Annotated in this window: 13 protein-coding genes and 2 tRNA genes; 13 read left to right on the forward strand and 2 right to left on the reverse strand. The window is 72.1% G+C overall.

Going from position 1 to position 12562, the window contains the following annotated elements:
• The first annotated feature begins 376 nt into the window (after positions 1 to 376).
• From AB0P24_RS47055 to AB0P24_RS47105, 11 genes are all read left to right on the forward strand, one after another.
• Positions 377 to 727: a hypothetical protein gene (locus tag AB0P24_RS47055; protein WP_365805511.1), complete on the forward strand. Its 351-nt coding sequence runs from the start codon at positions 377 to 379 to the stop codon at positions 725 to 727.
• A 5-nt stretch (positions 728 to 732) separates the two neighbouring features.
• The gene (locus AB0P24_RS47060) at positions 733 to 2106 is read left to right on the forward strand and encodes an FtsK/SpoIIIE domain-containing protein (protein ID WP_365805513.1); all 1374 of its coding nucleotides are present in this window, start codon (positions 733 to 735) and stop codon (positions 2104 to 2106) included.
• An 82-nt stretch (positions 2107 to 2188) separates the two neighbouring features.
• Positions 2189 to 2476: a hypothetical protein gene (locus AB0P24_RS47065; protein ID WP_365805515.1), complete on the forward strand. Its 288-nt coding sequence runs from the start codon at positions 2189 to 2191 to the stop codon at positions 2474 to 2476.
• Complete coding sequence (locus AB0P24_RS47070; RefSeq protein ID WP_365805517.1) at positions 2476 to 3087, forward strand: DUF2637 domain-containing protein; 612 nt, start codon at positions 2476 to 2478, stop codon at positions 3085 to 3087. Before AB0P24_RS47065 ends, AB0P24_RS47070 begins: the two co-directional genes overlap by 1 nt.
• A 20-nt stretch (positions 3088 to 3107) precedes the next feature.
• Positions 3108 to 3311 (forward strand): hypothetical protein, encoded by a 204-nt coding sequence (locus AB0P24_RS47075; RefSeq protein WP_365805520.1) that lies wholly within the window; start codon positions 3108 to 3110, stop codon positions 3309 to 3311.
• Positions 3311 to 3502, forward strand: coding sequence for a mobile element transfer protein (locus tag AB0P24_RS47080; RefSeq protein WP_365805522.1), 192 nt, complete (start codon positions 3311 to 3313; stop codon positions 3500 to 3502). Before AB0P24_RS47075 ends, AB0P24_RS47080 begins: the two co-directional genes overlap by 1 nt.
• Positions 3503 to 3512: 10 nt before the next feature.
• Positions 3513 to 3707 (forward strand): hypothetical protein, encoded by a 195-nt coding sequence (locus AB0P24_RS47085; protein WP_365805524.1) that lies wholly within the window; start codon positions 3513 to 3515, stop codon positions 3705 to 3707.
• Positions 3708 to 3721: 14 nt separating this feature from the next.
• A complete protein-coding gene (locus tag AB0P24_RS47090; RefSeq protein WP_365805526.1) occupies positions 3722 to 3967 on the forward strand; it encodes a SpdD protein in 246 nt (81 codons plus the stop codon).
• Positions 3968 to 4098: 131 nt separating this feature from the next.
• On the forward strand, positions 4099 to 5400 hold the full coding sequence (locus tag AB0P24_RS47095; RefSeq protein ID WP_365805528.1) for a replication initiator: 1302 nt from the start codon (positions 4099 to 4101) through the stop codon (positions 5398 to 5400).
• Positions 5397 to 5603 (forward strand): helix-turn-helix domain-containing protein, encoded by a 207-nt coding sequence (locus AB0P24_RS47100; protein WP_365805530.1) that lies wholly within the window; start codon positions 5397 to 5399, stop codon positions 5601 to 5603. The genes AB0P24_RS47095 and AB0P24_RS47100 overlap by 4 nt, the downstream gene beginning before the upstream one ends.
• Positions 5591 to 6835 carry a site-specific integrase gene (locus AB0P24_RS47105; RefSeq protein WP_365805532.1) on the forward strand — a complete coding sequence of 415 codons (1245 nt, stop codon included), beginning with the start codon at positions 5591 to 5593 and terminating at the stop codon, positions 6833 to 6835. The genes AB0P24_RS47100 and AB0P24_RS47105 overlap by 13 nt, the downstream gene beginning before the upstream one ends.
• A 94-nt stretch (positions 6836 to 6929) precedes the next feature.
• Here the strand turns inward: AB0P24_RS47105 and AB0P24_RS47110 are convergent.
• Together AB0P24_RS47110 and AB0P24_RS47115 are read right to left on the reverse strand one after the other, a co-directional pair.
• A tRNA-Arg gene (locus AB0P24_RS47110) sits at positions 6930 to 7002 on the reverse strand.
• A 244-nt stretch (positions 7003 to 7246) separates the two neighbouring features.
• Positions 7247 to 7337: transfer RNA gene (locus AB0P24_RS47115), tRNA-Ser, on the reverse strand.
• A 172-nt stretch (positions 7338 to 7509) separates the two neighbouring features.
• Between AB0P24_RS47115 and AB0P24_RS47120 the strand changes: the two genes are divergently transcribed.
• Both AB0P24_RS47120 and AB0P24_RS47125 read left to right on the forward strand, forming a co-directional pair.
• Complete coding sequence (locus tag AB0P24_RS47120) at positions 7510 to 7944, forward strand: SSI family serine proteinase inhibitor (RefSeq protein ID WP_365805534.1); 435 nt, start codon at positions 7510 to 7512, stop codon at positions 7942 to 7944.
• A 341-nt stretch (positions 7945 to 8285) separates the two neighbouring features.
• Positions 8286 to 12425 carry a PAS domain-containing protein gene (locus AB0P24_RS47125; protein WP_365805536.1) on the forward strand — a complete coding sequence of 1380 codons (4140 nt, stop codon included), beginning with the start codon at positions 8286 to 8288 and terminating at the stop codon, positions 12423 to 12425.
• Positions 12426 to 12562: the final 137 nt, after the last annotated feature.

The raw sequence follows: 12562 nt of genomic DNA on the forward strand, positions 1-12562 counted from the left end.
AGCTGCGCTCGCTTGCGGCGGAGTTGGGCGTACACGAAGTACGGACTGGTACCTGAAGTACTAGACAGTACTTGGAGTACGGGTTACTGTGGTTGGTGTCGGCGCGCCCTTTCGCATCCAGCGGAGTGGGTGATGCGGGCATGCGAACGCGCCGGGACAGGAAGGCAGACCTGCACCGGTGCGTGAGCGAAAGGGCCACAGAACACAAATGTGGCCTGAGCGGGAGGCAGCCCACTCAGGCCGGGTGCGTCGTTGGCATCAACGCTCTTGGAGCGTATCGCGCCCAGTCGGTATGCGGTCAACCTCCCGTTGCGTAGTCATTCGTCACTAAATGCACCGCGCGTGCGTACGGTGCAGCGCAAGGGAGACCATTTCTGTGCGTGTTATCCGTGTGGAGACCTCGGCTGCGACGATCCTGCTGACCGAGGCTCCGGAACCCAAGGTCCGCGACCGGCAGACCGGTGAGCGGGCCGTCGACGCCCTCAGCGGTGAGCCGCTGATGACGATCGGCGTCGTCTACATCGAGGACGGCGAGTCGTCGCTGGTCAAGGTCACCGTTCCCGAGAGTGGAGTCACCGAGGGTCTGACGCTTGGTGCTCCGGTCTCACTGGTCGGTCTGGTGGCCCGGCCGTGGGAGAGCGTGTTCAACGGCCAGCAGCGGCACGGCATCGCCTACCGGGCCGCCGCCGTCGCGCCGGGCGCCTTCCCGATGACTCAGGCGGGCTGATCGCCATGACCGACCTCATGACGTGGGCCGAGCTGGGCGGGTCGCTCACCGCGATAAGCGGCGCCGCCTACGCCCGGCGGGCCCACCCGGCGGCGTACTGGTCGACGGTCGGCTTACCGGTCTCGGTGGTCCGGCTGTTGGCCTCGTACTCCTCGACCATGGACGCCTGCGGTCTCACGGTCGAGCCGCCCCGGTGGCGTGCGCTGGCCATCAGGGCGACGACCCGGCGGGAGATCCGGCCCGTCCCGCCCCGCCGAGGCGTGATCCGTCCGACCAGTACGGGCCTGCGGGTGCGGTTGCGGCTGGCCGCCGGGCAGGAGCCGGCCGATGTGGCGGCCTCGGCGGAACGACTGCGGCATGCCTGGGGCGTGCACGCCGTGCACGTGCGGGACGTCAAGCCCGGTGTCGTCGAACTGCGGCTGGTCGGCTTCGACGTGCTGCGCAAAGTCCGGATGCCCAAGCGAATCGACGGCGGATTTCTGCGGGTGCCGGTGGCCCTGCGGGAGGACGCGACCGCGTTCGTACGCGCCTACCAGGCCGTACCGCATGAACTGGTCCTCGGCGCAACGCTGTCCGGCAAGTCCATGTACCTCCGGAACCTGATCGCCCGACTTGCGGCACAGCCGGTCGTCCTGGTCGGCATCGACTGCAAGCGCGGTGTCGAGCTGGCACCGTTCGCCGCCCGCTTCTCCGCGCTGGCAACCGATCCGGAACAGGCCTCTGATCTGCTGCCCGTGCTGGTCAAGGAGATGGAGGACCGGTACGACCTGATCAAGGCCAGGCAGGGCATCGCCCCCGGCGCACCGGAGGAGCTGATCACTTCGGACATCTGGGGTCTGCCGGAGGACGAGCGTCCCGCCCCCATCGTGCTGTTCATCGACGAGGTGGCCGAACTGTTCCTCGTCGCCACGAGGAAGGAGGAGGAACGGCGCGACGAGATGGTCACCCAGCTGATCCGGCTCGCTCAGCTCGGTCGTGCGGCCGGCATCTACCTGGAGGTCTGTGGGCAGCGCTTCGGCGCTGAACTGGGCAAGGGCGCGACCATGCTCCGGGCGCAGTTGACCAGCCGCGTGTGCCACCGGGTGAACGACGAGGCCTCCGCGAAGATGGCGTTGGGAGACATCGCGCCCGAGGCGGCCTACGCCGCTTGCTCCATCGCCGCGGAGCTGCCCGGCCTGGCCGTCGCGGGCGACACCTCCGGGGGCTGGTCCCGTATCCGCACCCCCTACCTCTCCCTCACCGACGCAGCGGCAACCTGCCGTGCAACGGCCCACCTCGCCCCGGACGTACCGGCTCTCACGCCCTTGCGGCCGTACGTCCCGCACCCGCCCGTGAAGGCGTCAGGGCCGGTCACCACCGCGCACCCGGTCACCGGGTAGCGCAACCCGCTCCCACGGTCGGCGCGGCTGTCCCGCGCCAAGTCCTTACCTCCGCCATGCCGAAAACCGGAGAGGAAACCTCGTGACCGCATCGATGTCCTTCTACGCGGACGGCGACACCATCATCCGCCTCAACCAGTACGGCACCCGCCGCGCCCCGATCCTCACCCTGGACGGGGAAGGCCACTCTCTGAGTGTCTCCGCCTTCGACCACGTCCCCGTCGCGGATCACCTGTCCTTCGCCCGCACCCTGGCCACTGCCTGCGCCGAGTACGTCACGGCGCTGGAGGCCTACGCCACCGCCCTGGCCGACGGCGACGGCGACGGCGACGGCGACGGCGACGGTCGGGTGCCGGACGGGGAGGGGTGATGCGGCCGCCGATCCGTCTCGACGCCGTACTCGTCCAAGCGGCCATCGCCGCCGCGCTGTCCTTCGCCCACCTGCACGACCTCGCCGCCGCTGCCGGACAGGACGGCTGGAAGGCGTGGGCCTACCCGGTCTCCGTCGACCTGCTGTTGGTGGCGGCCTGGCGCAGGCTCCGTTCCGGCGGAGCGAAAGCAGCCGGCTGGTGCTGGTTCCTCGTCGCGCTGACCGCGTCGCTCGGAGCGAACGTCGCCACGGCCGGGCTGCTCGACCTGGGCGCCGTACCGGCCTGGTTGCGGATCCTCGTAGCCGGTTGGCCGGCCGTCGCCTTCCTCGGCGGAACACTTCTCGCCCACGGATCACCTGCGCCCGAACCGGCATCGGTGAGGGACGAGGAAGCCGCCTCGGAAGCCTTGGCTGCCGAACTTCCCGCCGCGGAACCGGAGTCGGCTCGGAACTCCCCAGTCTCCGTCCCACCCGCGCTCGTCGCCCTGGCCCGCAATGTCGCCGATGAGCACCGGGCCCGGACCGGAACCGCCATCGACATCTCGACGCTTCGTGCCCGGCTCGGCGTCCCGCTGCCGCTCGCCGAAGCGATCAACACCCAACTCGCCTGAGTTCTGGAGGACTTTCCCCCTTGCGCCCGTCCACGCTCCGCGCGCTGACCCGCGCCGCCGAGCTGACCCGTCAGAACCGCTTCACCGAGGCCGTGCTCATCGCCGAACCAGTGATCCTCACCGCCGACCACGCGGAAGGCGAGGAGATCCGTCGCTGGCTCGTCGACCGCGTCACCGACTTCGCCAACGACCACCCCACCGCCGCCTCGAAGGAGGCCGCCTGATGTCCGCCAACCGCCGCTTTCGCCGCGTCGTCCGCATCGGTCCCGTCCAGGTCGGCACGTACTACGACGGCCGGGGCCGTGAGAAGCACGCGGCTGTCTGTACGGCTCCGCGCTGTGGCTTCTCCGCCGACTACGACAGCCGTGCCGCCGCCGAGCTGGCCGCCCGCACTCACCGTTGCCGCGTCCGCTGAGGAGAACGCCGTGACCGTCTCACTCCCGCTCGTCCTCGTCCTGGGCGTCATCGCCTGGGCCGCGATCAAGTTCCTCGGCATCCGCGTCTGGGCGGCCGTCGTGATCGCGCTGTTCGGTTTCTGGCTCTCCCACACGTTCCTCGCTCCGGCCATCGAGACCGGCACCCGCTCCGGGGTCGGCGTCGTCGACGGCACTCACAAGTGACAAGGAGGGCCACCGTGTTCCGTCCCAAACTGCCCGACGTTCCTACACCGCCGACGGCTCCTGCTGTCCCTCAGCAGACGCATCCCTCGGTGCCCTCTGCGGGCCGGTCGCTCACCCCGTGGGTCGGCGTGGTCACCGCCGCGGTCGTCGTCGGTGTCGTCCTCACCGCGCTCCTGGCGGCTCTCGCCGTCACGGCCATCTCGGTGGCCATCGCCGCCGTGGTCCTGCGCTCTCTCGTAAGCGGCGCCCACAGGCGCTGACCGGCCGCCGGGGCGGCAAACGCCGCCAAGCATCCCGCCGCCCCGGGGCCGCCCCTCCCCACCGCCAAGAGCAGTCGAAAGGAAGCCTCATCATCACCCGGCAGACTCCGCCCCCGCTGGCGGAACTCTCCATGCTGGCCTCCCTCGGCACCATGCCCGAGCTGGCCGGCCAGCTCTCCGGCCTGGGCGGCTGCACCCACCCCGTCCGCCTCGACGGCCACCGCACCGAATACGAGATCGACAAGGCAACCGGCGAGATCGGCCGAGTCCTGCACCACCTCGATTCCGCGGCCCTCCCCGCCGGTCAACTCCTCGTCCGCTGCAACAACCGACGCGCGACACGCTGCCCGGCCTGCGCCGAGACCTACCGCCGCGACACCTACCACCTGATCACCGCCGGACTCCGAGGTGGCAAAGGCACCCCGGAACAGGTGGCCACCCATCCCCGCGTCTTCGCCACGTTCACCGCCCCGGGCTTCGGCCCGGTCCACAACCGCCCCACCAGCGGTCGGAACTGCCGCTGCGGCATCCGCCACGACGAACAGGATCCCGGCCTTGGCACGCCCCTCGACCCCGACACCTACGACTACGAAGCGGCCGTTCTCTGGAACGCGCACGCCGGTGCCCTGTGGCGGCGCTTCTCGATCTACCTCCGCCGGGAGGTCGCCAAGCGCGCCGGCCTCACCCAACGCGCCTTTCGCCATCACGCGCGCATCTCCTTCGCCAAGGTCGCCGAGTACCAGAAGCGCGGTGCGGTCCACTTCCACGCCGTGATCCGCCTTGACGGCCCGGAGGGAGGCGACGCCTTACCCCCGACGTGGGCCTCGGCCGAGCTGCTCACCGATGCCATCCGGGCCGCCACCGCCGCCGCACGCATCGACGGACCCGAGATCGACGGCCGGGCCCACACCTTCGCGTTCGGCCGTCAGCTCGACGTCCGCGCGATCCGTTCCGCCGACTTCGACGGCGGCCAGGAACTGACCGAACGGGCCGTAGCGGCGTACATCGCCAAGTACGCCACCAAGGGCGCGGAGGCGGCGACCGGCACCCTGGACCGCCCGATCCGCCTCCTCGCCGAGCTGGCGCACGCCCGGATCAGCGACCATGCCCGCCGCATGATCCGTACCGCCTGGTCCCTCGGCGCGCGCAAGGAACTGGAGGAACTCCGGCTCCGGGCCTGGGCTCACATGCTCGGCTTCCGCGGCCACTTCTCCACCAAGTCCCGCCGCTACTCCACCACCCTCGGCGCCCTCCGCGACGCCCGCGCCGACTGGCGCCGCGCCCAGACGGCTCCGCCTTCCCCACAGGACGGTGGGACGACCCTCGTCCTCGCCCACTGGGTGTTCGCCGGAACCGGCCTCAGCACTGCTGAGACCTGGCTCGCCTCGACCCTCGAACCCGCCCCCGGAACGGAAGGAGAACCGACGAAGTGACCTCCATGACCATCCAACGGAAGTGGCACACAACGGCCGAAGTCGCCGAAATGCTCGGCTTCGGCCTCTCCAAGACCAAAGCGCTCGTGCTCGCGGGCGAGATCCGTTCCGTGAAGGTCGGCCGGAACCGTCGCATCCTCCCGGCCTGGGTGGACGAGTACGTCAACCGGTGCGTCGGGGACGCTGAGAGGTGGTCGGCATGAGCGGGAAGCGCGCCAACGGCGAAGGGTCCATCTACCCGTACAAGAACGGCTTCGCCGCGTACGTCTGGGTCACGACCCCTGAGGGAGACCGGAAGCGGAAGTACGTCTACGGCAAGACCCGCGAGGAGACGCACGAGAAGTGGATCAAGCTTCACAACGAAGCCACGAGGGGCCCGGTACAGACCCGCCACCGCACGGTGCAGGCGTTCCTCTCCTACTGGCTTGAGTCGATCGTGAAGCCCAACCTGGCCCCGCTCTCCTACGTCTCGTACGAGGGCTCCGTGCGGCTCTACATCGTCCCGCACCTGGGAACGAAGCGGCTCGACAAGCTGACCGTGCGGGACGTGCGCGAGTGGCTGACCAAGCTGGCCGGCATCTGCCAGTGCTGCGCCCAGGGGAAGGACGCCAAGCGGCCCGAGGAGCGGCGGCGCTGCTGTGCTGTCGGGGAGTGCTGTGAGGCGTACCCGTCCCGGCGCGTGGTCCAGGCGGCGCGTGATGCACTGCGGGCCGCGCTCACCCATGCCGTGACCGAGGAAGAGATCAGCAAGAACGTGGCCTCCCTGGTCAAGGTCCCGAAGCCTCGTCGCCGCCGGATCAGGCCTTGGTCCGTGGTCGAAGCGGGGAGCTTCCTCGCCGATTCCCTGGCCCGTGAAGATCCGCTGTTCGCGGCCTGGGTGCTCGTGCTTTGCCTGGGGCTGCGTCGTGGTGAGGTCCTGGGCCTCACCTGGAAGTCGATCGACTTCGAGACGGGTGAGCTGTACGTGGACCACCAGATCCAGCGGGCGGGCCGTCAGATCCTCCACCGAGAGACCAAGACAGAGGAGTCCGACGACTTCCTTCCGCTCCCTGAGTTCTGCCTCAGGGCGCTCCGCATGCGTCGCGCTCAGCAGACCGGCGACCGGAAGGCGGCCGGTGATCTCTGGCAGGACACCCGGGGACTGAGCTTCACCACCAAGTACGGGACCCCGATCGAGCCGGGCAATCTCACCCGCATGTTCGCCCTGCGGGCCCGTCGCGCCGGCCTCCGGGTCATCCCGCTCCGGAACACCCGGCACACGTGCAGCTCGCTCCTGGTCGCCCTGAAAGTGCATCCGAAGGTGGCACAGCGCATCCTCCGGCACTCGCAGATCGCCATGACGATGGAGGTCTACGCGGAGGCGAGCGAGGAGGAGGTACGGGCCGCGCTCGGCAAGCTGTCCGAAGCGATGGGCGGCTCCCGGACCGACGGCTGACATCAACCGCTGACATCAGCCGTTGCTGTACTTCGCTGCTGTACGCCCCCGAAACGCCAAAGGCCCCGGAGTGATCCGGGGCCTTTGACCTGTGTGCACTCGGCAGGATTCGAACCTGCAACCTTCTGATCCGTAGTCAGATGCTCTATCCGTTAAGCTACGAGTGCTTGTTCTTCTGTTTTTTTGTCTTCGCTTCCCGGCCCTTTCGGCCCGCTCGCGGCGACAGGAAGAACATTACATGACTGCCGCCGCCATGTGAAATCCGTTAGCCGCACCCCTTGTGAGCTGCGGAAACGTCCGATCGAGCGAGCGTCGTGCCGCCACCGCGTCGGCGCCTGTGCCGCCGCGGCAGGGCCCTAAACGCGACTCAGGGAGTCCAGACCGAAACGGTTGGACTCCCTGAGTCAGGTGCGGAGGCGGAGGGATTTGAACCCTCGATGGGCTTTAAGGCCCAAACCGCATTAGCAGTGCGGCGCCATAGACCGGACTAGGCGACGCCTCCCGCACAGCCGCCCGCGCGAGCGCGAGTGGTGCGTGCAGATGATGACACAGTCGAGCGTGCTGCCACCAATCGGCTCCCACGGTACTAGGCAGTCGGGCCGCAGGGCAAAGCCCTTCTCGCGAGGCCATGAGCCGGCGCGCAACGTCTCGCCGGGCCGCGCGTTGGGCAGGGCATGTCGCACTTCGCCGTGCGGGGCGCCCTCGGGGCCGTCGCCGCCGTCCTCGGTTCCTTCCCCGCCCTGCCGGCCTCCGCCTCCGCCGCCGCCTCCGCCGCCGTCGCGGCCGACCATCTCACCGTGACCGTGCGCCACGCCGGGGACGGGCGGGACGGGACGTACGAGCTGTCCTGTCACCCCGGCGCCGGCAGTCACCCGAACGTGGACGGGGCCTGTCAGGTGCTCGACCGGAACACCCGCTGGGGCCGGGACACCTTCGCCCCGGTCGCCCCGGGCAGCGTCTGCACCATGCTCTACGGCGGCCCGGCCACCGCCCATGTCACCGGGACCTGGGCCGGCCGCCCGGTCGACGCCACGTACGACCGCAGCAACGGCTGCGAGGTCGGACGCTGGGACCGGATGGTGCCCCTGCTCCCCGCCCTCAGCTCGTGAAAGTCCAGAACATCCGGAACATCCACATGGTCCATGGAGTCCATGAGCGGCCTCGCCCGTCGGCTCACAAGGGCCGCTCGCCCGCACGCCCAGCGCGCCATAAGGGCGGCACAGGCGTCTCACGGGGGCGGCTCCGCTTCCGTAAAAGTCTCGCGAAGGGTATGGCGGAGCTGAGACGTGTCGGTCACATGTTCGCCGTCACTTCGTCGTGCGACCTGCCTCTCATCCGGCGCCGCGAGCGCAATCGGTGCCTTTAGACTCCCTCGCGTGACACGCCGCGGGCCGATTGGCAAGATGGCCCGAGCGGTCGGCAAGGTGCGGTAACAGGGAGGAAGCGTCTCGTGAGCAGCAGGCCATCCCGAGGCGCTGCTCGCCTCGCAGCCATACTGGACGCGCTGCCGGATGCGTTGGTGCTGGTCAACGCCAACGGCACCGTCGTCAACGCGAACACGATCGCCCTGGAGGCGTTCGAGACGCCGGGTACCGCGCTGGTCGGACGAGGGCTGCTCGATCTGCTGCCGGAGTTCGACTCACGCCTGATCCCGGGGTCGATGCGGCGGCCCGACCACAGGGACCCGCGGGGGCGGACCAAGCCGACCCGGATGGTGGCGCGGCGGACGGACGGGACCGAGTTCCCGGTCGAGGTCACCAGCGCCAACCTGGAGAACGGTCAGCAGGCGTACGACGGTTACGGCTACAGCGGCGACGAGCTGCTGATGCTGGTCGTCCGCGACCTGACCGGCACCGTGGACACCGAGGCCGAGCTGGCCCGCTCGCAGCGGCAGACCGAGATGATCCTGCGGGCGGCGAGCGAGGGTGTGGTGGGGACGGACACCGACGGGCGGATCGTGCTCGTCAATCCGGCCGCCGCTCAGATACTGGGGTACCGGGCCGGTGAGCTGGGCGGCAAGGAGCTGCACAACCTCGTGCTGCACTCGCGCGCCGACGGCTCCCCCTTCCCGTTCGCCGAGTCGCCGCTCGCCGACACCCTCCGTTCCGGGCGCAAGCACCGGGTGCGCGGGCAGGTGCTGTGGGCCAAGGGCGACAAGAAGGTGCCGGTCGACCTGACGACCGCGCCGGTGCGCGACGGCGACCAGCTGGTCGGCGCCGTGATGACGTTCACCGACCGGCGGCCGTACGACTCCGTCGTCGACGAGAAGACAGCCCTGGAGCAGGCGCACGCCGACGAGCTGGAGCGGCTCTCCGAGGAACACGCCTCCGACCTGACCGCGCTGCGCCAGAAGCACGTCACCGAGGTGGAGGAGCTGCTCGAACGGCACGCCGAGGAACTGGCGGCCGCCGAGGACCGGTACGCGGCCCTCGGCGAGCGCGAGAAAGACCGGTACGAGGCCCTCTCCGGGCGGCACGAGCAGCTCCTGACGCTGCTCGCGCAGTCGCTGCGCGGCCCTCTCGACGAGCTGCGCCGGGAGCTGGCCGTGCTCGCCGCCGACGACGCCGGGCAGCTGTGGCCCGAGGCCAACCAGGTGCTTCACCACCTGTCGGCCGGCTATTCGCGGATCACCCAGCTCATCGACAACGTGCTCGGGTACCAGCGGCTGGACGCGGGGACCGAGGACATCACCCGCACCAAGGTCATGCTCGACGCCGTCGTCGCCGCCGGTGTGGACGGCGCGGTGGAGCTGATCGGGCCCGGACGGGTGCAGTTCGCCGTGCACGCGCCGCCCATCGAGGCCGAGGTGGACCCGCAGCGGCTCGCCGTCGCGCTCGCGCATCTCATCGCGGACGTGGCCGGCGTGGACGCGACCGGCAACGCGCCCGTCTCGGCGGGCGGCTACATGGACAACACGGTCGTGGTCGCGGCGGCGCAGCGCGGCGAGGTCGTCCGTATCGAGGTGCGCGGGCCGTACGCCGGGGGCGACCCGGTGCACGAGCCGATCGTGCGCGGAATCGTTCGGGCCCACGGCGGTGTGCTGCAGACCCACGAGGTGCCGGGGATGAGCGGCAGCGCCTTCGTGCTGGAGGTGCCGATCGGGGGCGGCGCCGGCGCGGTGACCCCGCCGGCCGGTACCGAGATCGCCATGGTCGCGGCCGCCGACGAGACCGGTGCCGGCGGACGGCGGCGGGCCCGGCGGTCCTCCGTGGACGCCTTCCTGGAGAGTGACGTGCCCGGCGAGGCGGGCGGCGAGGGCGAGCTCCCGGCCGCGCCGACCGGGCGGCGGCGCCGGCGTGCCGCCGAGGCGGCGGACGGTCCGGACAGCGGGCCCGCCGCGATCGAGAGCGCGGAGTCGGCGTCCGGCGGTACCGGTCGGCGGCGCGGGCGTCCCGCCGACGGTGCCCCGGGGGTCGCCGAGGGTGCCGTGATGACGGCGGCCGAGCAGGGCGCCGGGGCGGCTGCCTCGGGTACGGGGCTGGGCGGCACCGTTCCGCCGCAGGGCGTACCCGTGCCGGCGCCGGGGCGGCGCGCCCGGCGTGAGCCCGACGAGCGGCAGGCGCTGCCGCCCGCGTTGCCCTCGGTCCCGTCCGAACAGGCGGCCGACGAGGGGCAGCCCGGCGGGCGCCGACGCCGCGCGCTGGCCGCCGCGGCCGAGCGGGCCGAGCAGCAGCAGACGGGGCCTCGCCCGGTCTTCGCGCTGCCGCCCGCCGCGGCCGACCGCGCACCCGAGCCGGTCGCGGCCGTGGCGCAGGCGGGCGACGAGGGCCGGCACGATGCCGTGGCGCACGACCAGGCCGAGGACCACACCCCGCCGCAGCCGCACCCCACCAACGCCCCGACCGGCCGACGGCGGCGGGCCGTGGGCCAGGCCGCGGCGGAGAACATCCCGGCCGCCCCGGCCGGCACGGCCGTGCCGACGGTGCCCGCGCAGGCGGCCGTGCCCGGGCAGCCGGTGCAGCCTCAGGGGATTCCGATGCAGGCCGGTCCGGCGGCCCAGGTCGCCGCGCCGGCCGGGATCCCCGTCGCCCAGGCGGCCGGCGGGCAGCAGCCCGGGCCGGTGGGACAAGGGCAGGTCCAGGGACAGGCGCAGGCGCAGGGACAGGGCCAGCCTTCGGCCCTGCCGGGCGCGCAGGCACTGCCGGGCGCGGCCGTACCCGCGCAGGCACCGCCCCAGCCAGGACCTCAGCCGCAGCCGCAGGGGGGTGTTCCGGTCACCGAAGCCACCCCGGCTCCGGCCCAGCCCGCCCAGCCCGTCCAGTCGCTTCCGCTTCCGCTTCCGGCGGAGGCCGCGCCGGTGGCCCCCGTGCCGCAGCAGTGGCCGGGCGCCGACGACACCCCCGCCGCGCCCCAACCGGCCCATGCCGCGCAGCCGTTGCCCGCCGAGGCGACCGCGGCGCCGACACCACCGGCGGCTCCGGCACCGCCGGCGGCACCGATCGACCCGGACTCCACGCAGGGCCGGGCGTTCAGCGTGCGGACGCTGGGGCAGGGGGTGCCGTTCTCGCGGCAGGCCGCGCAGGTGCAGCAGCCGACGGCGACCCCGCCCCCGCACCAGCCGGGCGGCAACGGGCGGCGCCGCAAGCTGGGCACGCCCCCGGACCCGGGCGCGCGTGCCGAGCAGCCGCAGCCCGATCAGTCGGCCCGGCCGCATCCGCCGGCCGAGCAGCCGGTCGCCGCCCAGCCGCTGCCGCAGCCGTCGCCGGCCGGGCAGTCCCGGCTGGTGGGGGCCACCGACGGCGCCGGACGGTCGTACGCGATAGGCGCACCGGACGTGAACGCCGCCGAGGGCCCGGAGCCGCTGGACGGTCCGGGCGGGGCGATCGAGGTCGCGGATCCGCCGCGCCCGCAGCCGATGGACGACGAGCTGCCCCCCGAGCCGCTGGACAACCCGCGCCGGCTGCTGGTGTGGCCCGCGCCGGACGTCACCACCCAGCAGGAGCTGAGCGACCGCGGCTACCGGCCGGTGATCGTGAACTCCCGTGCGGAGGTCGACGCGCAGATCGCCGCGTTCCCGGCGGCGCTGTTCGTGGACCCGCTCACCGGGCCGATCACCCGGACCGCGCTGCAGTCGCTGCGGCAGGCGGCGGTGGCCGCGGAGGTGCCGGTGATGGTGACGGCGGGGCTGGGACAGGCGACGCGTGAGGCGGCGTACGGCGCCGATCCCGCCGTACTGCTGAAGGCGCTCGCGCCGCGGGACAGCGAGCAGCATCCGCCGCGGGTGCTGCTGATCGAGGAGCACGCGGAGATCGCGCTCGCGCTGACCTCGACGCTGGAGCGGCGCGGGATGCAGGTGGCGCGGGCGGCGAGCGACGCGGACGCGGTGACGCTGGCGGGGCAGTTGCGGCCGAACCTGGTGGTGATGGACCTGATGCAGGTGCACCGCCGGCAGGCCGGGATCATCGACTGGCTGCGGGCGAACGGGCAGCTGAACCGGACGCCGCTGGTCGTCTACACGGCGGCGGTGGACCAGGCGGATCTGCCGCGGCTGGCGTCGGGGGAGACGGTGCTGTTCCTGGCTGAGCGGTCGACGAGCCCCGAGGTGCAGAGCCGGATCGTCGATCTGCTGGCCAGGATCGGGACGAACTGAAGCGACGAAGCGCCGTTGGGGAACTGCCGGGGGGGGGGGGCGGCCCCCCCCCCCCCCCCCCCCCCCCGGGGGCCCCCCCCCCCCCCCGGGCGGGGGACTACGGGGGCGCGGAGCGGGGGGGGGGGGCGGGGCCCGGC

Source organism: Streptomyces sp. NPDC086519, from assembly GCF_040686075.1.
Classification (GTDB): Bacteria; Actinomycetota; Actinomycetes; order Streptomycetales; family Streptomycetaceae; genus Streptomyces; species Streptomyces shenzhenensis.

Coding starts and splice junctions, on each gene's coding strand:
- AB0P24_RS47080 (WP_365805522.1), top strand. CDS start 3,311: ATGTCCGCCAACCGCCGCTTTCGCCGCGTCGTCCGCATCGGTCCCGTC.
- AB0P24_RS47095 (WP_365805528.1), top strand. CDS start 4,099: ATGCTGGCCTCCCTCGGCACCATGCCCGAGCTGGCCGGCCAGCTCTCC.
- AB0P24_RS47060 (WP_365805513.1), top strand. CDS start 733: ATGACCGACCTCATGACGTGGGCCGAGCTGGGCGGGTCGCTCACCGCG.
- AB0P24_RS47070 (WP_365805517.1), top strand. CDS start 2,476: ATGCGGCCGCCGATCCGTCTCGACGCCGTACTCGTCCAAGCGGCCATC.
- AB0P24_RS47120 (WP_365805534.1), top strand. CDS start 7,510: ATGTCGCACTTCGCCGTGCGGGGCGCCCTCGGGGCCGTCGCCGCCGTC.